The sequence below is a fragment of the Methylocystis sp. SB2 genome (assembly GCF_049817085.1).
In the GTDB taxonomy this organism is placed as follows: Bacteria; Pseudomonadota; Alphaproteobacteria; order Rhizobiales; family Beijerinckiaceae; genus Methylocystis; species Methylocystis rosea.
In genome coordinates this window covers 816,275-833,402 of the sequence record NZ_CP187401.1, presented here as the reverse complement: position 1 = coordinate 833,402, position 17,128 = coordinate 816,275, and the positions used below count along the sequence as shown (strand labels likewise).

The following is a 17,128-nucleotide window of genomic DNA, read 5'->3' as shown; positions in this document are numbered from 1 at the left end:
AAAGGAGCGAGAGGCCGAATCTGCTCCCTCTCCCGCGGCAGCGGGGGAGGGGTGGGGAGGGGGCGTTCTTCACTTCAATTTGCATTTCGACTCCGGCTGATCGACTCCAAGCGTGTCGAGTTCGCTCGTTTGATGGAGAAAGCCTTCCTGCGGCGAAACCGAGACGATCATCCGTCCGTCGGAAAGCAGTATCGGCTGGCGCAATTGCTGGTTCCAGGGCCGCAACGTAAGCCGCACGCCTTTGAATGCGGCGATCGAGAAGTCGTTGCCGAGCAGGTAGAGGCGGAGCTTCTCGGGGTCGTTCGACCCAGTGCGCGTTGCGGCTTCGCCAATCATCCGCATGGCGAGCCACGCCGCATTGTCTCGCGCATTCATCTGGCGCCTGAACGTCTGGGTGAAACGGTTCTGCAGCTGAAGCGCGCCCCATTGCTCATGTGAGGCGTCCCAGCTCGTCGGCATCAGGCCGCCTGAGCCTGCCACAGGACGGGGGTCCCAGGTGCGGTAGGGAAGATAGCCCCCGAAGACCTCGTTCTCGTCCGCGGCGACCAGCACGTCATAGGCGGGCGCGTTTTGCGTCAGGACCGGAATCTGCCGTTGGGTCTGCACCGAACCGGAATCGCTGCGGCGTCCGCCGCCGGTGTCTTCATAGACGCGTTCCTCGACGACCTTCGCGCCAAATTTCTTGGCGCTGTTGCGGAAGGCTTGCGCCAAAAGTTCGTCTTCGGGATGCGAGCCCTTGATGAGGAGCCAACGCCGCCATTGTTTCCAGATGAGATATTGCGCGAGCCCATCCGCGAGCATCGAACGCGTCGGCGCGACATGAATGACATTGGCGCGGCAGTCATTTTCGCGAAGCCTGTCATCCGTGGCGGAGACATTAAAAAGCACGGCGCCCTTCGGCTTCGCGCGCTCGGAAGCGGCAAGCAGACGTTCTGCCGAAAGATCGGCGATGATGAACAGCGCGCCCTTGTCCAGGAGCGCGTCGAGGGCCGCCACGACGTCATCGCCGTCCTCGAGCCTGGCGTCGATCGCCTCGAACGTCTGGTTGGTGAATTTGCCTGTGGTGTTGTTGTCGGCCGCGCCCATCAGCGCCCCGGCCAGCGTATCGTCGGCGGCCGGAATATCGAGAATAGAGAGGGTTTCTCGGGCGTGCGTTTCGCGCAATACGCCGACTTTGACGTTGACCGTTTCCGCCGCGACCGGCGCGGCGAAAAGCACGAAACAGAAGGCGGCGACCAAGCTTCTCATCTTGCCTAGATGGCCGCTTTGGCGCGCAGGATCAAGTTCTTCGGAACCCGCGCGCCTTCCTCGATTCACCGTGTCACGCGCAGCAGCGCCTTGCCCTTCTTGGACGCAAGCTCCTTGGCGTCGAGCGTGCCGTCATTGTCGGGATCCGCGTCCTTGAACAGGGAGGAGACCATCGTCAGAAATTCGTCCTTGGAGAGCGTGCCGTCATTGTCCGGATCGGCGGTTTTAAAGTCCTTCTTCGAGACGCGTCCCTTCAGCTCTTTGATGTCGACCGTCCCGTCCGAGTCCTTCTCGAGACGCGTAAAGAGGTCCGTCGCAGACTTGTTGATTTCCTTCAGATCGACAGTTCCGTCATCGTCGGTGTCGAGCGCGGCGACGGGGCCGCTCGCCTTGGCGAGCGCGGACGTCGCCGGCAGCGCCGTGACTGCAGCAAGCGCCAGCGCGCCGAATAGCAATGCTTTCTTCATGTGCGACTCCTTTGAGTAAGGTCATCGCAAGCAATATAGCGCGGGCCCTGCCGAACCGGCTAGCGGTCTGCGACATTCCAGCCTCCCGGCGTCAGAAGGTGATCTTCACGCCGCCATAGAGGCCGAGCGGCGGCCCAACCGAGACCATGCGCGGGTTGTTGAAGGCGAGAAAGGAGATGCTGGTTGTGTCGAAAAACGTGCCGAAGCTACGCGCTCGGGTGTTGGTGACATTTTCGAGCAGGCCATAGACCTGAATATTGGGGCCAAGCTGATAAGAGGTGCGCATGTTAAGGATCGCATAGGAGGGCAGCGTGCCCGCGAGGTTGATCTCGTCGCCGCGTAGCCAGGGACCCGAGGAATAGTGGACGTCCGCGCCAACCTTCCACAGCGGAGTCACTGCAAAATCGATCCCCGCTTTGAACCGGTGACGTGGCGTCGACGTGAGATTGGCGCCGGGCGTGACAAGGATCGAGCCTCCGGTGCCAAAAATTTGCGTCAGCGGATTGTTCGGCGAGCCAAGCACGATCGTCGAGCGGAACGTCGCGTCGGTCAGCGTGTAGCTGAGGAAGGCGTTCACGCGCTCGGTCGTATAGCGGAAGGATGATTCGAAGCCCTGTCGCAGCGTCGTGCCGGCGTTGGTGAAATAGCCGCGTCCGGCGATCGCGCTCGGCACGCTCAGAATGTCGTTAAAGCTATAGGTGCGGAAGACGCCAAGGCTCCAGTTGAGATTGCCGGGCAGCGCATCGGCATAGGCGGGCAGGACCGTCGGAACGGCAATATCCCCCCGAAAGCCCGCTTCGATCGTTTGCGCCTCCACCTGCTTCAGCGGCGGATCGGCCACGAGGAAGGCGTCTATCAGACAAGGTCGATTGGGATCGGCGCAGCCGAGTTCGAGCGGCGTTGGCGCGCGGTTCGCCTCGGAGTAGCTGGCGTAGGCGGAGACGTTCGGCAGTATTTTGTAAGTCAGGCCCGCGACCGGATTGATGCGCGTAAAAACGCCATTGCCGTTCAGCGTCGTGCCGACCATATCGTAAAGCGCGATGCCGGCGCGATTGAAACGGGCGCCGGCCGTCACCTTGAGATCGTCCGTCAGATCGAGCGAGTCGAGCGCATAGACGCCGAGATAATCATTCGCCGCCTTGACTGAGACGCTGGAGATGCCCGACGCCGGCTCCTCGACAATGTAGCCGATCCCCCCGACGGCGAGATTGGGCTGGATGATTCCCAGCTCCTCATTGGCGCTAAAGGCGCTCCAGCCGTGATCATAGCTGACGCCGAAGGTGATCTTGTTGTGGAAGCCGAAATACACATCGTCGTTCGTGACCTGCACCGTGCCGCCGACGGTGCGCGAACGCGTCCAGGTTCGATCGATCACCCCGAGCGGCGACTGCCCGTTGAAGAAATTGGGAATATTTGTGTCGCCGGCGCCGCTCTCGCAGAGCGCCTCGTCCGCTTCGCATTCGAAATCGGTCGTATTGCCGTCGACCCTCGCCTGATCGAAGGCGCGGTAGTGCATGTCGCCAAAAAGCTTCCATGTCGGGGTCGCCTGGAACACGCCGTTGAGGTCGAACATCGACAGCGTGTTCTTGATCGTCTGTGGCGTCGTGTAAACCGCGCTTTCGTCGATATTGGTTAGCTCCACAGGCGCCGGCCCTGAAACGCCGAACTTGTTATTGGCGAGCGTCACATTGGCGTGGATCTCGCCGCTCTCGCCGCGGTAGCCGACATCGCCATAGAAGCGCTTGATGTGCGCGCCGGAAAACTGGCGGTAGCCGTCGTCGCCAAGCGCCTCCATCGCCATGTAGGTGGCGAACGGCCCAGAGATGAGACCGTGCTGCATCGATGCTTGGCGACGGCCGCGGCTGCCGAAACGTCCGTCGAGTTCGAAGCCCTGCCATGTAAAGCCGGTTTTCATGTCGAGCGTGACGGCGCCGCCGATGGCGTTGAGGCCGAACAGCGGGTTGCCGGTCACGAGCGTGAAGCGATCGATCGCAACGCTCGGGATCATGTCCCAGTAGACGTTGTCGCCCCAGGCTTCGTTGATGCGCACGCCGTTCTGATAGACGGCGAGGCCTTGCGGCGTTCCGGCGATGGGCGAGGCGACGAAACCGCGGAAATCGACCTCCGGCGTGAAGGGACTGCCCGCCACGTCGTTGACGGTGACGCCAGGCGCCTGACGGAGAAGGTTGTCCGTGAGACTGAAGGCGCGCGTGTTCTGGAGTTCGTTGCCGGTGATCGTGTAGGTCGCTGCTGGAACAGCGTAACGCACGATCGGAGACGCCGGCAGAGCAGGCGTCGCAGGCGCTGACGTCACCGACGCCCGACCTGTCGGCGCGCGCTGGGTTGAGGGCGTCGTCTGAACAGGCGGCCGCGCGGTCGAACGCAAAGGCGCGCCCCCTACCTCAATCGTCGGCAGCGCCTGCTGCGCGCGGGCTGTTGTGGCGAGAGACGCGCAAAGAGCGATGAGCGAGACCTGCTTGACGTAGCGCATTGAGAGCCCTGGAACATTCAATCCTGTTGAACGACTTATAGCTATGAGGCTCGCGGCCGGTAGTGGCGCAAGGCGACAAACCGGCAATATTTCCCGTCTGTTGCGCGACGGCTACACTTCTGAAAAATAACGGAAAACTTCGGACGGGTTCCCGCATAGATCGGGAATATTTCCCGACTCGTCGGCAAAGGCGGATGGCCGTGCGCTCCAGCGTCAACAACCTGTCGGTCATCCGACTGCATATCGTCATCGACGCCCGATCTCCGCGCGTCGAACACGCTGGCTCGCATGTTGTTATTGGCTCGCGCAGATCGGGTTAAGTCGTCGCCGAAACGCCAGTGATATTGCGCCGCAAGGGCAGGCTCGCGATCAGGACCGCAAGAATTCCCGTGACGAAAATGCCGTCGAACGTTCCTGCGCCGCCAAAGGAGACGATCGGCGTCCCGATGCCCTCTAGCTTATCAAGATTGAGTAGGTCAGCGCCTATGAGCGTGCCGAGACTGCCGCTGATATAGGCGACCGGCGCAGCGAAATCGCGCGACAGCAAAATAGCGAGAGCCGCCGACAACAACGGCGGCGCCAGAATCGGCACGCTAATGCCGGCGCCGGGCACAATCCGCGCAAAGAAATGGACGACCACCGCGACGATCGCCGTCGCCAAGGACGCCACGATCCAGATGCGATTGCGGGCCAGCAGATAGATCGAAAGCAACAGCGGAATAACGGCGCCGCCGACATTTACCGCCAGTATCATGCCCGGCCAATCGACGATCACGGGGACGACATAGCGCCTGCCGAAGAAGTCGATCATCTCTTGAGGAACGACGCGTTCGTCGGCGAAGTGCGTAATCGGAATGTTCACATAGCTTCCCAGAAGCGACGCGAACAGGAGGAGCGTCGCATATTTCGAGCTCAGGCCTATGCGGCCGAAAGCATAGCGAAGCACGCCAAACTGGATCAGCAGGAACAGCGCAATGAGCGCGCCCGTGAAGACCGCGTAGAGGATTGGCGGCAGCGGGAGATAGTCAACATGTTGTGAGTACACGCGCCACCCCATGGATTGCGGTGCGTCGACCGTTAAGCCGCATATAGGGGCGAAGCGATGCGAGTCGAGTTGAGTTGAGTTGAGTCTCAGTTAGGCGAAGGGCCGAGCCGAAGCGAGACGGAACGCCCTTGGCTTGACTTCATCGCGGGTCGTGTTGCGCCGCTCCCGACCGCGCAAGCCGATCAGGCGCGCGACTGGATTTCGTTCAGTGACGCGCCGTTCCGCCCTCGCGCATCGGCAGCGACACGGTTAGCCGCGCGCCGCCCTTTGCGTCGTTCGCAAGCGTGAGCGCGCCGCCGAGCGCGCCGACTCGTTCGCCCATGCCGCGCAAGCCGAGACCGCTCGAAGATGGAGAACGAGCGGCTTGGAGACCCGCCCCATTGTCCCGCACGACAATATGCAGTGCGCCCGTCGACCGCTTGACGACGACCTCGACCCGATTGGCGCCCGAATGCTTTAACGCATTGGCGAGCGCTTCCTGCACGATGCGATAGGCGGTGAGCGCGGTCGCCTCTTCGATGTCCCCGGAGGCGCCGTCCAGCGACAGCGCGATGCCGACCTTCGGGTTGGTTTCGCGCCAGCCTTGCGCCAGCGCCTCTAACGCGTCGGCAAGTCCCATCTCCTCGAGGGCGGCGGGACGCAGCCGTCCCAGAATGCGTCTGTTGACCTGTTGCAGAGCGGCGATCTGTGCGTCGATGCGGGCGCAATCTTCTGCGAGCCGGATCGGGTCTGCGCCCGGCGCGGTCGCCCGGCGCGCCAATGCGCCAACGCCAGCGCGCACAGTGAAAAGAAAAGGGCCGATCTCGTCATGCAGGTCGCGCGCGATGTCTTTGCGCTCTTCGTCCTGCACATGGATCATGCGCCGCACGAGCCTGCGATTTTCTTCGTCGAGCCGTTGCAGCGTCGCCGCCAACGCGTTGATCCGTTCGGCGATGATGACGAATTCTGGAGAGCCATCGGCGGGAACGCGCATCGAATGTTCGCCGCGCTCGAGACGCTGCAGGCCCTCCGCGAGCGTGGCAACCGGACGCAGCGTTCGCGACACGGCGAGCGAAACGAGCGCGAAGGCGGCGACGGCGATTCCCGCGCCTCCGATCGCGAGCCAAACGATCTCCTGCCAAATTTCGGCGATCTCATCGGCGGGATTGGAAGCGATCATGATCGCGGCCCCCCGGCCGGTTTCGATTCGGGTCACAGCGGCGTTCGGCAGCACGAGCCGGGTGAACCACTGCGGCGCACGGTCGACGTCCTCCCGCGCGTGCGTCTCCTCTCCGGCGAGCGTGACGCGAACATGGCGCAGCCGTCGCGCGTCGGCGAGAAGTCGCGCGATCTCCGCTTGCGGGTCTGGCGCCGCGTCAAGTCGCGTTAGCGTCGCTTCTACGAGTTCGCGCGCAAGGCGCGTCGCGCCGTCGGCTTCGGCGCGAACGCGCGCGCCCGCATGCAATACGAGCAGGCCGACGCCGAGCGCCAATCCCAGCGCAAGCACGACGCCGAGCAGCAGCGACAGGCGAAGGCGCAGGGAGAGCCTTCGAAGCATAGGCAAATTCTCTAGAGAAGCGTGCGGCTTTACGAAAGGCCCCAAATGCCGGCAATGTTTTCCCGCCTGCCTTCGGGAGGCCCGGGATTCTTGGAGCCATGAGCGATTATGCGCGTTCTTATCGTTGACGACCATCCGATCATCGTTTCCGGCTGCGCGGCGATGCTCGCCGGTGAGGGCGACATCGACGTCGTCGACGCGAGAGACGCGGAGACGGGTCTCGCCGCTTTCGTGGCGCAGAAGCCCGATATAACGGTCGTCGACATCGGCCTGCCGGGGGTTTCCGGATTCGAGTTGACGCGGCGGATTCTTGAAGCTGATCCGCAGGCCCGCGTCGTCGTCTTTAGCATGAACGACGACCCGATTTTTGCGGCGCGCGCGATTCAGATGGGCGCAAAGGGCTATGTGACGAAGAACGACGATCCCTATCTTCTGCTGACGGCGGTGCGCGAGGTCGCGTCCGGCGGCGTTTTTCTTATGCCCAAAATCGCCAATCGGCTCGCCTTCGAAAAGAGCGGCGCGGCGGCCAGTCCACTCTCCGCGTTGACCGCGCGTGAATTGGAGATTTTGCGAATGCTCGGGCGCGGGCTCGGGATGGCCGAGATCGCCGATGCGACTCAAGTCTCCTACAAGACGATCGCCAACAGCTGCTCGATCATGAAACGAAAGCTTGGCGCCCGCACGCCGATGGAGCTGATGCGCATCGCGCTCGAACACAAGCTGACGTGAGATGCGTATCCCTTCTCCCGCATGCGGGAGAAGGTGTCGTCGCGAAGCGACGACGGATGAGGGCCCTCACCCGGCCCTGCTTTGCAGGGCCACCCTCTCCCGCGAGCGGGAGAGGGGACGCGCGGGCTATTTCGTCTCGGCGTCCGGATAGGGCTCCGGCGCGGAATAATTCGGCGGAATCGGACCCGTCAGCGCGCCGAGAAAGGCGACAATGTCGGCCGCATCCTTCTCCGACAGATCCTGCCCGAGCTGTGTCTTGCCCATGATTTTCACGGCTTTGGTCAGATCGTCGACCGACCCGTCGTGGAAATAGGGCGCCGTCTGCGCGACGTTGCGCAGACTCGCGACCTTGAAGACATAGAGGTCCGCATCATTCTTGGTGACGTCGGCGCGACCCTTGTCGGGCGTCGTGACTCCTGTTTCTTTCCAGTAGTCGCTCACAACGCCAAATTTTTGGAAGGAATTGCCGCCGACGCCCGCGCCATTGTGGCAAGAGGCGCAGCCCAGATCGATGAATTTGCGCAGCCCCGCCGCCTCTTGCTTCGTGAGCGCCGAAGCGTCGCCCGCGAGGAAGGCGTCGAATTTAGAGGGCGTCAGCAGCGTGCGCTCGAAGGCGCCGACCGCGACGCCCCAATTCTTCGAATTGATCGGGTCCTTGTCGCCGGGAAACGCCTTGGCGAAGGCGCCGGCGTAGGCGGGAACCGCCTTCAGCTTGCTCATCGCCGTCGCTTGATCGGGATTACCAAAGCTCACAGGGCCGAGCAGCGATTTTTCCGCCTGGTCTTCGAGCGACTCGCGATCGCCGCGCCAATGCTGTTTGAAATTCAGCGCGGCGTTGAAGATCGACGGCGCGTTGCGCGGATTTTCCTTGCCGAACACGCCAATCGCCTTCGGCAGCCCGTCGCTCGCCTGCTTCTCCGGCAAATGGCAATGCGCGCAACTGACGTTGCCGTCCATCGACACGCGGCTTTCGAAAAACAATCGGCGACCAAGCTCGATTCGCGCCGCCGTCACCGAATCATTGCCAGGCGAGGGAACGACGATCGGGTGGAAATTCTGTTTCGCGTCCTCAAGAAGCGTCTTCGCGTTCGGAGGCTCCGCGTGGGCGGTCGCAGTGATGAAGAGGAGAGAGACGAGGGCGATGAAAAAAGAAGGCGCGCGCACGTCGACGCTCCTGTTCGTGGCCATTCGTTCGCCGACGTTGGCCAAAATGATTCGAGCCGGCGAAACGAAAAGCGCAACCGCTTTGCGCAGCGCTCTTTTTGCCGGCTCGATTTTTGGAATTCGTTGGCGGCTTCGGCAAGGCGAAGGCCGCGCCGAAATTAGATCTCGGCGGACTCGTAGCTGGTGATTTCCATGCCGACGCAGACTTCGACAATCACGGGAGTCGTCCAGGCCATTTTTTCCTCCGTATTAGGACTCTCTACGGCTCTGCCTGCTTATGTGGCGCGTCGCGCCCGCAGGTTTAAGCTCGGCGCAGCATTTAACATGATCGCCGCCGCTTCGCAAATGGGATGCGGCGCACAATATCGGCCGCTTGCGACGACAGCCGAATGCTTCTGTGGGGCCTCGAATGCAAATGACGCAGCCGGACGTCTCGACAGTCGCCGTGACGGCTGATAGGCATAAGCAAAACGCGGGAGGAGCCGCCCGGCTCGGCGAGTAGGCGCTAAAAAACAAATGGATAGCGCTCACTTCGCCGTTAAGCTTTCAAGCTTGGCCAGGGCAGGTCGCAAATCGGGGTAGGAATGGAGACAGCAACGCTCGACGGCAAGGCGATTGCGCTTGGCGACGCCTATCGACATGCCGGCAAAATTCTGAAGGAAGCGGCCTTTCCGCTCATCGCCGGCCTTGGCGCCGACGTCGCCGGCGCGCGCGCCGCGATCCTTTTGGCGGAGCGTCTGAAGGGCGCCTTCGATCATCTCGCGTCGCGCGAAACGCTCGCCGATATCGACGTCAAGCGTTCCTTCGGCATGTTCACGACGACGGCGAACGAAGCGCGCCTTCGCGGCGACTGCGTCGTGCTGATCGGCCCGGGACTGACTCAAGCCTGGCCTGGCATGCTGGAACGCCTTGCGCTTGCCGAGACGCCGCGCCGCGGGGCGCAAGCGCAGCAGCCGCGCAAGGTGATCTGGGTCGGGCCGGACGGCGACGAAGCGAACGCCGTCCCAGGCGCAAAGGTCATTCCGGCCTCTGTGCAGGAGCTTTCCGGCGTGCTGGCGGCGTGGCGCGCCCGCTTCGGCGTACGGCCGGTGGCGCTGGACGCCGAAAAAGTCGCGCTTATTGACGGCCTCGTGGAGACGCTGCGAAACGCGCGCTTTGGCGTCTTCGTCTGGTCGGCGTCGACGCTCGATCCGCTGGCGATCGAAATGCTGCAGGCTTTGGTGATCGAGCTCAACGCCACGACCCGATTCACCGGCGTTCATATCGGCGGCCGCAGCGGCGCTTCGGGCGTGACCCAGACGGCGGGCTGGATGACGGGCTTTCCGCCGCGCACGGGCTTTGGCCGTGGTTATCCTGAGCACGACCCGTGGCGTTTCGAGTCCTCGCGGCTCGTCGACAGCGGCGAGGCCGATGCGGCGCTGTGGATTTCCGCCTTCGACGGCGAAAAACCCGCTTGGTCTCGCTCCGACATCCCGCTCATCACGCTCGCGCCGGCGCAGGCGGCGCCGTCTCGCGGGCTGTTCATCAAAGTCGGTCAGCCCGGCGTCACGCATGACGCGGTGCTGATGAGTCAGGAAACCGGCGGCATGACGCTGCGCAGGGCAAGCGCGCCGACGGATGCGCCAAGCGTCGCGCAGGCGATTGGCGCCATCATGGCGGAAGTTTCGGAGGGCGCATGGCGCTGACAGTTTTGCGCGGCGGCCATATCGTCGATCCGGCGACCGGCCAGGACGCGATCGGCGACGTGTGGTTCGAGGACGGCCGCATCGTCGAGCGGCCCGACGGGCGCAGCGCCGACAAGGAGATCGACGTCTCCGGCCATATCGTCATGGCCGGCGCAATCGACATCCATTCGCACATCGCCGGCGGCAATGTGAACACGGCGCGACTGCTGCTGCCGGAGCTGCATCGCGCGATTCGCGCGCGGCTCGCCGACACGCCGCTGTCGACCGCCAAATGGTCGAGCTACGAGACCGGCCGTCTCTACGCGCAGATGGGCTTCACCACGGTCGTCGAGCCGGCGATGGCGCCGCATCACGCGCTGCAGACCCATCTCGAATTCAACGACGTGCCGATCATCGACAAGGGCGCGCTCACCGTGCTCGGCAATGACGACTTTCTGCTCGGCATGTTGCGCGACGGTGAGAAGGACGGCGCGATCAACGATTACGTCGCGCAGACCGTCGAGAACACCCGTTCGCTCGGCTTAAAGTGCATCAATCCCGGCGGAGTCGAGGCCTTCAAGGAGAACATGCGCGCCTTCGGGCTGGACGACGTCGTGCCGTTTTACGGGCTGACGTCGCGCCAGATTTTCCAGGCGCTGCAGAAGTCGACTCAGTCGTTGGGCATCGCCCATCCGCTGCATCTGCACATGAACAATCTCGGCCTTGCCGGCAACATCGACACGGCGCTCGCGACCATAGACGCCGCGCAGGGATTGCCGCTTCATCTCGCGCATGTGCAATTCTACGCCTATGGTAAGGAAGGCAAGAACGGCTTCTCGTCGGCCGGCGCGCTCTTCGCCGAGAAGATCAACGCGAATCCGAATGTTTCCGTCGACGTCGGCCAGGTGATGTTCTCGGACACGGTGACGATTTCGTCCGACGTTCTGAAACAGTTCAACAGCCTGCCCGGCGCGATCCCGAAGAAGGGCGCGATCTTCGACGGCGACGCCAATGGCGGCGGCATCGTGCCCTACGTCTATAAGGTTTCAAATTACTACAACGCCATTCAATGGGCGGCGGGCCTGGAGCTCTTCCTGCTCATTGAAAATCCCGAGCAGGTGTTCTTCACCACCGACCATCCGAACGGCGGTCCCTTCACGACCTATCCGGAACTCTTCGCGCTGTTGATGAGCGCCGATCTTCGCGCGCAGCATCTTGCGCGTCTTCCGGCTGAGGTGCTGGAGCACACCACGCTGCCGTCGATTTCGCGCGAATACACGCTTTACGAAATCGCGCAGATGAGCCGCTCCGGCGCTGCGAAGCTCTTTGGCTTTGTCGATCGCGGCCGGCTCAGTCCAGGCGCCGTCGCCGACATCGCCGTTTACAAGCCCGGACGCGACGTCGCCGGCATGTTCCGGCGCGCGGCGCTCGTCTTCAAGGACGGCGCTCTCGTCGTGCGCGATGGCCAAGTCTCGCATTACACGCGCGGCAAGACGCTGCATATTCGCCCGCGTTACGATCGGCAGATCACGAAGCGTCTCGATTCCTATTACGACGAGCTTTACGGCCTGCCGCGCAGCATTTTCGACGTGCCTGACGCGGCGCTGCCGCACAAGGACGCCTTTGCGGAGGTTCCATGCCGGATATAATTCGCAACGGCGTGACGATCGACGACAATTTCGCCGAAGCCTTCCCCATGAGCGGGACGGGCATTCTGATCACCGCGCCGAACGCCAAATGGGCGCGGCAGGCGGCGCTGACGATGACGGGTTTTGCAACGTCGGTCATCGGCTGCGGCTGCGAGGCCGGAATCGATCGCGAAGTGCCGCCCGAAGAAACGCCGGACGGACGTCCGGGCGTTCGCGCGCTGCTCTTCGCCATGTCGTCGAAAGATGCGGAGAAGCAGCTCGTCAACCGACTCGGCCAATGCGTGCTGACCTGCCCCGGCTCCGCGGTCTATTCGACGGTCGCGGGCGAATTCGAGATCAAGGTCGGCGACGCGCTGCGCCAATTCGGCGACAAGTGGCAGATGTCCAAGGTCGTCGATGATCGGCGCTACTGGCGCGTGCCGGTGATGGACGGCGAGTTTTTCTGCGAAGGCAAGGTCGGCCTGACGAAAAAATCCGTGGGCGGCGGCAATCTTTTGATCATGGGCGCGGACTGGGACAAGACCATGCGCGCGACCGAGGCCGCCGTCTCGGCGATCGACGGCGTCGCCGACGCCATTGCGCCGTTCCCCGGCGGCATCGTGCGCTCGGGATCAAAGGTCGGTTCGAAATACAAGGGCATGAGCGCGTCGACCAATGACGCTTATTGCCCAACGTTGCGGGGCGTCACCAAAAGCGAGCTCGACGCGGATATCGGCTGCGTGCTCGAAATCGTCATCGACGGCTTGACCGACAACGTCGTGCGCGAGGCGATGCGCGCGGGGCTTCACGCCATCATCGAGATGGGACCGGAGCAGGGCGCCAAGCGCGTCGGCGCCGGCAATTACGGCGGCAAGCTTGGGCCGTTTCATTATCATCTGAAGGAATTGCTGCCGTGAAGCCCTTTACCTTCACGCTTCGCCAGGAGCCGCCGCAGCGCGTCGATCTTTCGGCGCTGACGCCCGACCGCCTCGCGGGAAAATCCGTCGCGCAGATCGAAGCGATCGAGATCGGCGTGACGCGCATTTCGACGAAAGTCGGCGACCTCTTCAAAGTCTCGGAAGGCGATCTGAAGACTGTTCGCTTCGAGGGCGGCTCAGCGCGCTTCGATCTTCTCGGCGCAAAGCTTCTGCCTGGCTTTGAGATTCATGTCGAAGGCGACGTCGGGGCGCAGTGCGGCCGTCTGGCCAAGGGCGGCAGGATCACCGTCGCTGGAAACGCCGGCCCGCATGCCGCCTCGGGCAATCTCGGCGCCGAGGTGGAGATCAAAGGCGACGTCGGCGATTTCCTCGCCGGTCCGCTCGCGGGCGAACTCGCCGGCATGGCTGGCGGGCGCGTCATCGTGCGCGGCAAGGCGGGCGAACGCGCCGGCGATCGGCTGCGTCGCGGCATTCTCGTCATCGAGGGCGACGCCGGCGAAGATCTCGGCGCACGCGTCATCGCCGGCACGATCCTGGTTTTGGGCGAGGCCAAGGGGCGCGTCGGCTATCTCAACAAGCGCGGCTCGATTGTGCTCGCCCGCGGCGGCTGCTTCGGTTCGACCTATGTCGACTGCGGCGCACATGAGCTGACCTTCGCACGGCTTTTCGCACGTTCTCTGAGGGATCATAGCGCCCCGGCCGCCGATCTCCTGTCGCGCAAGCTGCGCCGCTATGGCGGCGACACGGCGGTCTTTGGCAAGGGCGAGATATTGACCCCCGACTGACGGGCATTACCCTTGCTAAGAAGCGAAACGCCCTCGAGCGGGCGCTTAGCAAGGAGATTACGATGAATTTCGTCGAACTCATCCTTACTGTCTGCACGCTGGCGCAGCCCGCCGCCTGCGACGAGCGTAAGCTCGTCCTCGAATCGACCACGGGCTCGACCAGCAATTGCATGATGCAGGCGATGCCATATATCGCTCAATGGTGCGGCGAACACCCGCAACTGACGGTTACGAAGTGGCGTTGCGCGCGGCCGGGAGCGGAAGGCGACAAGATCTGATCGAGCCCTGCGGGCGCGGTCGGTTCCATGGCGAATGAATCGAAAACACGATCGGCCTGCGCCCTTTGCGGCGCCATACGCGCCTCCCGACGAGAGCTTCGCTGAAGCCTTCCTCGGTTCGCGTCCGGATGCTGGGACGCAACGGGTCGTAGAAGAAGCTGCGCTGAGGCTCGTGCGCGGTATTCGCGCCCAACGCGATCCGCTCGGCGGCGTCGAAGATTTCCTTCACGAATTCTCCCTCTCCTCGCGCGAGGGACTGGCGGTGATGGCGCTCGCCGAAGCGCTGTTGCGCGTGCCGGACGACGCGACGGCCGATCAACTCCTTGCGGATAAGCTCGCCGAGGGCGATTTCTCCCATCACGAGACATCGAGCGACGCGCTGCTCATTCAGGCCTGCGCCTTCGCGCTGGGATTTTCGGCGCGCATCGTTGACGTCACGGAGCCGCGCGGGCTCGTCGCCGACCTTGCCCGGCGTCTTGGCCTGCCGGCGCTGCGCGCCGCCGCGCGTCAGGCGATGCGGCTGATGGGCGCTCATTTCGTCTTTGGCGAAACCATCGAAGCGGCGATCAGACGGGAGCAGGGACGGCGCGAACGCTTCTCTTACGACATGCTTGGCGAAGGGGCGCGGACGGCGGAAGACGCCGAGCGCTATTTTGAGGCCTACGCCCACGCCATTCGCGCCATCGGCGACTCGGCCGGAAGCGCCGAACTTCCTGTGCGCCCCGGAATTTCGATCAAGCTCTCGGCGCTGCATCCGCGCTATGAGGCGATTTCGCGCGAACGCGTGTTGCGTGAATTGCCGCCGCGGTTGCTTGACCTGGCGCGCCTCGCCAAAGATCGCGATCTCGTTTTCACCATCGATGCGGAGGAGGCGGATCGACTCGAACTTTCGCTGGACGTGTTCGCACGCGTCGTCGAAGACCCGTCGCTTTCCGGCTGGGACGGATTCGGGCTCGCGGTGCAGGCCTATCTGAAGCGCGCGATGGCCGCGATCGACTATGTCGCCTCGCTCGCGGAAGCGAACCATCGACGCTTCATGGTGCGTCTCGTCAAGGGCGCCTATTGGGACAGCGAAATCAAGCGCGCCCAGGAGCGCGGTCTCGCCGATTATCCCGTGTTCACGCGCAAGGCGATGACCGATCTCAATTTCGACGCCTGCGCGGCGCGGCTCTTCGACCAACCGCGTCTCTTCCCGCAAATCGCCACGCATAACGCGCGCAGCGTCGCCGCCGTTCTGGCGATGGCCGGCGCGCGGCGCGACTTCGAGTTTCAGCGCCTGCACGGGATGGGCGAGTCGCTCTATGAGTCGCTGGCGGAAATGAGCGACGCCGCCGTTCGAATCTATGCGCCGGTCGGCCCGCACCGCGATCTTCTCGCCTATCTCGTGCGGCGCTTGATCGAGAACGGCGCCAACTCCTCTTTCGTCGCGCGCGCCGCCGATCCCGAAACGCCGGAGAGCGCGCTTATCGCGGACCCTTATGAAGCGCTCGGCGCGCCAAATCGCGCGCGCCATCCGCGCCTTCTGCTGCCGAGCGAGATTTACCTGCCGCAACGCGCCAATTCAAAAGGCGTGGAATTTGGCGATCGGACCGCGCTTGCGGCGCTGATTAGCGAGACGCGCGCGCCAGCTCCGCCGCCTAACGCGCGACCGAGCGTCGAGTCGCGTGCTGCGGCGCGCCCGGTCCTGTCGCCGATCGACGGCGCCGTCGTTGGAGAAGTGGTCGAGGCCGATGAAGCTGGGGCGCATGCTGCGGTCGCGACGTCCGCGCGCGCCTTCCCGGGTTGGTCCAGGACTCCATTCGAGGCGCGGGCGCGGATGATCGAACGCGCGGCTGATCTCATCGAAGAGCGGCGTGGCCCATTGATCGCCTTGTTGCAAAGCGAAGGCGGTAAGACTCTCGACGATGCGCTCGCTGAAGTTCGCGAGGCGGCTGATCTTTGCCGCTATTACGCGGCCCAGGCGCGAATTCTCTGCCCCGACATGCCGCTGCCGGGCCCGACGGGCGAAGCCAATGTCCTGCGCCGGCATGGACGCGGCGTCTTTATCTGCATTTCGCCCTGGAATTTCCCGCTCGCGATTTTCATTGGTCAGGTCGCAGCGGCGCTGGTCGCGGGAAATTGCGTCATCGCCAAGCCCGCCGAACAGACGCCGCTCGTCGCCGCCATGGCGATCGACCTCTTGCGCCAATCCGGCGTTCCGAAGGACGCGTTGCAATTTACGCCGGGCGATGGCGCCATTGGCGCCGCGCTCGTCGCCGATCCGCTGACCGCCGGCGTCGTTTTCACGGGCTCGGTCGAAGTCGCCCATCGGATCAATCGCACGCTCGCCGAGAGAGATGGCGCGATCGCGCCGCTCATCGCTGAAACGGGCGGGATCAATGCGATGATTGTCGATTCGACGGCGCTGATCGAACAGGTCGTCGACGACGTCATGACGTCTGCGTTCCGATCGGCGGGCCAGCGGTGCTCAGCCTTGCGGCTCTTGTGTGTGCAAGAGGAGATTGCGCCTGCCTGTCTGGAGACGTTGATTGGCGCTGCGCGCGAGTTGCGCGTGGGCGATCCGCGCGAGATCGGCACGCATGTCGGCCCGGCGATCGACGCCGAGGCGAAGGACAAACTCGACGCCTATCTTTCGCGTCAGCGCGCCGCCGGGCGAATTCTTTACGCTGGCGTTGCGCCTTCGACGGGAACTTTCGTCGCGCCGCATATCGTCAGACTCGATCGCGTCGAGGATTTGCAGGAAGAGATCTTCGGACCGGTCTTGCATGTCGCGACGTGGCGTTCGGAGCGCCTGCCGCAACTTCTCACGGACATCGAGGCGGGCGGATACGGACTCACGATCGGCTTGCATACGCGCATCGAGCAGCGCATTCGCGAGTTGTCGCGCAAAGCCTCGGCCGGCAACATCTACGTCAATCGCAACATGATCGGCGCCGTCGTTGGCAGTCAGCCCTTCGGCGGATTCGGCTTGAGCGGCACCGGCCCAAAGGCGGGCGGGCCGGATTATCTCCTGCGATTCCTTCATGAGACGACGCTGACGATCAATACCGCGTCCTCTGGGGGCGACGCAGGACTGCTGTCGCTCGGAGAATCCGACGAGTGATCGCGACAAATTGGCGCAAAATCACTGCTTGAAGTCACGCCTCTGACGCTC

General features: G+C 63.5%; 14 protein-coding genes. 7 read left to right on the top strand and 7 right to left on the bottom strand.

Annotation, left to right across the window (positions count from 1 at the left end; genetic code table 11):
- Positions 1 to 69 precede the first annotated feature (69 nt).
- From ACPS74_RS04275 to ACPS74_RS04255, 5 genes are all read right to left on the bottom strand, one after another.
- Positions 70 to 1,248 (bottom strand): ABC transporter substrate-binding protein, encoded by a 1,179-nt coding sequence (locus tag ACPS74_RS04275; protein ID WP_029650945.1) that lies wholly within the window; start codon positions 1,246 to 1,248, stop codon positions 70 to 72.
- A gap of 65 nt (positions 1,249 to 1,313) precedes the next feature.
- Entirely contained in the window at positions 1,314 to 1,715 is a 402-nt protein-coding gene (locus ACPS74_RS04270; RefSeq protein WP_029650947.1) for an EF-hand domain-containing protein, read from the bottom strand.
- A 91-nt stretch (positions 1,716 to 1,806) separates the two neighbouring features.
- On the bottom strand, positions 1,807 to 4,206 hold the full coding sequence (locus tag ACPS74_RS04265; RefSeq protein WP_029650948.1) for a TonB-dependent receptor: 2,400 nt from the start codon (positions 4,204 to 4,206) through the stop codon (positions 1,807 to 1,809).
- A gap of 316 nt (positions 4,207 to 4,522) precedes the next feature.
- Positions 4,523 to 5,251, bottom strand: a complete 729-nt coding sequence (locus tag ACPS74_RS04260) for a DUF1614 domain-containing protein (RefSeq protein ID WP_029650950.1) — start codon at positions 5,249 to 5,251, stop codon at positions 4,523 to 4,525.
- Positions 5,252 to 5,456: 205 nt separating this feature from the next.
- Positions 5,457 to 6,788 (bottom strand): ATP-binding protein, encoded by a 1,332-nt coding sequence (locus ACPS74_RS04255; RefSeq protein ID WP_029650953.1) that lies wholly within the window; start codon positions 6,786 to 6,788, stop codon positions 5,457 to 5,459.
- 108 nt (positions 6,789 to 6,896) lie between these two features.
- On the opposite strand from ACPS74_RS04255, the gene ACPS74_RS04250 reads away from it, so the two are divergent.
- Entirely contained in the window at positions 6,897 to 7,517 is a 621-nt protein-coding gene (locus ACPS74_RS04250; protein WP_029650955.1) for a response regulator transcription factor, read from the top strand.
- A 126-nt stretch (positions 7,518 to 7,643) separates the two neighbouring features.
- Here ACPS74_RS04250 and ACPS74_RS04245 read toward each other — a convergent pair whose 3' ends face one another.
- The gene (locus ACPS74_RS04245) at positions 7,644 to 8,705 is read right to left on the bottom strand and encodes a cytochrome-c peroxidase (RefSeq protein WP_029651804.1); all 1,062 of its coding nucleotides are present in this window, start codon (positions 8,703 to 8,705) and stop codon (positions 7,644 to 7,646) included.
- A gap of 134 nt (positions 8,706 to 8,839) precedes the next feature.
- A complete protein-coding gene (gene pqqA / locus ACPS74_RS04240) occupies positions 8,840 to 8,917 on the bottom strand; it encodes a pyrroloquinoline quinone precursor peptide PqqA (protein ID WP_083481414.1) in 78 nt (25 codons plus the stop codon).
- 348 nt (positions 8,918 to 9,265) lie between these two features.
- On the opposite strand from pqqA, the gene ACPS74_RS04235 reads away from it, so the two are divergent.
- The 6 genes from ACPS74_RS04235 to putA all read left to right on the top strand — a co-directional run bounded on the left by ACPS74_RS04235 (position 9,266) and on the right by putA (position 17,077).
- Positions 9,266 to 10,366 (top strand): formylmethanofuran dehydrogenase, encoded by a 1,101-nt coding sequence (locus ACPS74_RS04235; RefSeq protein WP_029651803.1) that lies wholly within the window; start codon positions 9,266 to 9,268, stop codon positions 10,364 to 10,366.
- Entirely contained in the window at positions 10,357 to 11,994 is a 1,638-nt protein-coding gene (locus ACPS74_RS04230) for a formylmethanofuran dehydrogenase subunit A (RefSeq protein ID WP_029651802.1), read from the top strand. The genes ACPS74_RS04235 and ACPS74_RS04230 overlap by 10 nt, the downstream gene beginning before the upstream one ends.
- On the top strand, positions 11,982 to 12,890 hold the full coding sequence (gene fhcD, locus ACPS74_RS04225) for a formylmethanofuran--tetrahydromethanopterin N-formyltransferase (protein ID WP_029651801.1): 909 nt from the start codon (positions 11,982 to 11,984) through the stop codon (positions 12,888 to 12,890). The genes ACPS74_RS04230 and fhcD overlap by 13 nt, the downstream gene beginning before the upstream one ends.
- On the top strand, positions 12,887 to 13,696 hold the full coding sequence (locus ACPS74_RS04220; protein WP_029651800.1) for a formylmethanofuran dehydrogenase subunit C: 810 nt from the start codon (positions 12,887 to 12,889) through the stop codon (positions 13,694 to 13,696). The genes fhcD and ACPS74_RS04220 overlap by 4 nt, the downstream gene beginning before the upstream one ends.
- Before the next feature lie 62 nt (positions 13,697 to 13,758).
- The gene (locus ACPS74_RS04215; protein ID WP_029651799.1) at positions 13,759 to 13,974 is read left to right on the top strand and encodes a hypothetical protein; all 216 of its coding nucleotides are present in this window, start codon (positions 13,759 to 13,761) and stop codon (positions 13,972 to 13,974) included.
- 34 nt (positions 13,975 to 14,008) lie between these two features.
- Positions 14,009 to 17,077 carry a bifunctional proline dehydrogenase/L-glutamate gamma-semialdehyde dehydrogenase PutA gene (gene putA, locus ACPS74_RS04210; RefSeq protein WP_029651798.1) on the top strand — a complete coding sequence of 1,023 codons (3,069 nt, stop codon included), beginning with the start codon at positions 14,009 to 14,011 and terminating at the stop codon, positions 17,075 to 17,077.
- Positions 17,078 to 17,128: the final 51 nt, after the last annotated feature.

Excerpts from the sequence above, each read along its gene's own strand:
- ACPS74_RS04275 (WP_029650945.1), bottom strand. The coding sequence starts at position 1,248 with ATGAGAAGCTTGGTCGCCGCCTTCTGTTTCGTGCTTTTCGCCGCGCCG.
- ACPS74_RS04270 (WP_029650947.1), bottom strand. The coding sequence starts at position 1,715 with ATGAAGAAAGCATTGCTATTCGGCGCGCTGGCGCTTGCTGCAGTCACG.
- ACPS74_RS04265 (WP_029650948.1), bottom strand. The coding sequence starts at position 4,206 with ATGCGCTACGTCAAGCAGGTCTCGCTCATCGCTCTTTGCGCGTCTCTC.
- ACPS74_RS04255 (WP_029650953.1), bottom strand. The coding sequence starts at position 6,788 with ATGCTTCGAAGGCTCTCCCTGCGCCTTCGCCTGTCGCTGCTGCTCGGC.
- ACPS74_RS04250 (WP_029650955.1), top strand. The coding sequence starts at position 6,897 with ATGCGCGTTCTTATCGTTGACGACCATCCGATCATCGTTTCCGGCTGC.
- ACPS74_RS04245 (WP_029651804.1), bottom strand. The coding sequence starts at position 8,705 with ATGGCCACGAACAGGAGCGTCGACGTGCGCGCGCCTTCTTTTTTCATC.
- pqqA (WP_083481414.1), bottom strand. The coding sequence starts at position 8,917 with ATGGCCTGGACGACTCCCGTGATTGTCGAAGTCTGCGTCGGCATGGAA.
- ACPS74_RS04235 (WP_029651803.1), top strand. The coding sequence starts at position 9,266 with ATGGAGACAGCAACGCTCGACGGCAAGGCGATTGCGCTTGGCGACGCC.
- ACPS74_RS04230 (WP_029651802.1), top strand. The coding sequence starts at position 10,357 with ATGGCGCTGACAGTTTTGCGCGGCGGCCATATCGTCGATCCGGCGACC.
- fhcD (WP_029651801.1), top strand. The coding sequence starts at position 11,982 with ATGCCGGATATAATTCGCAACGGCGTGACGATCGACGACAATTTCGCC.
- ACPS74_RS04215 (WP_029651799.1), top strand. The coding sequence starts at position 13,759 with ATGAATTTCGTCGAACTCATCCTTACTGTCTGCACGCTGGCGCAGCCC.
- putA (WP_029651798.1), top strand. The coding sequence starts at position 14,009 with ATGAATCGAAAACACGATCGGCCTGCGCCCTTTGCGGCGCCATACGCG.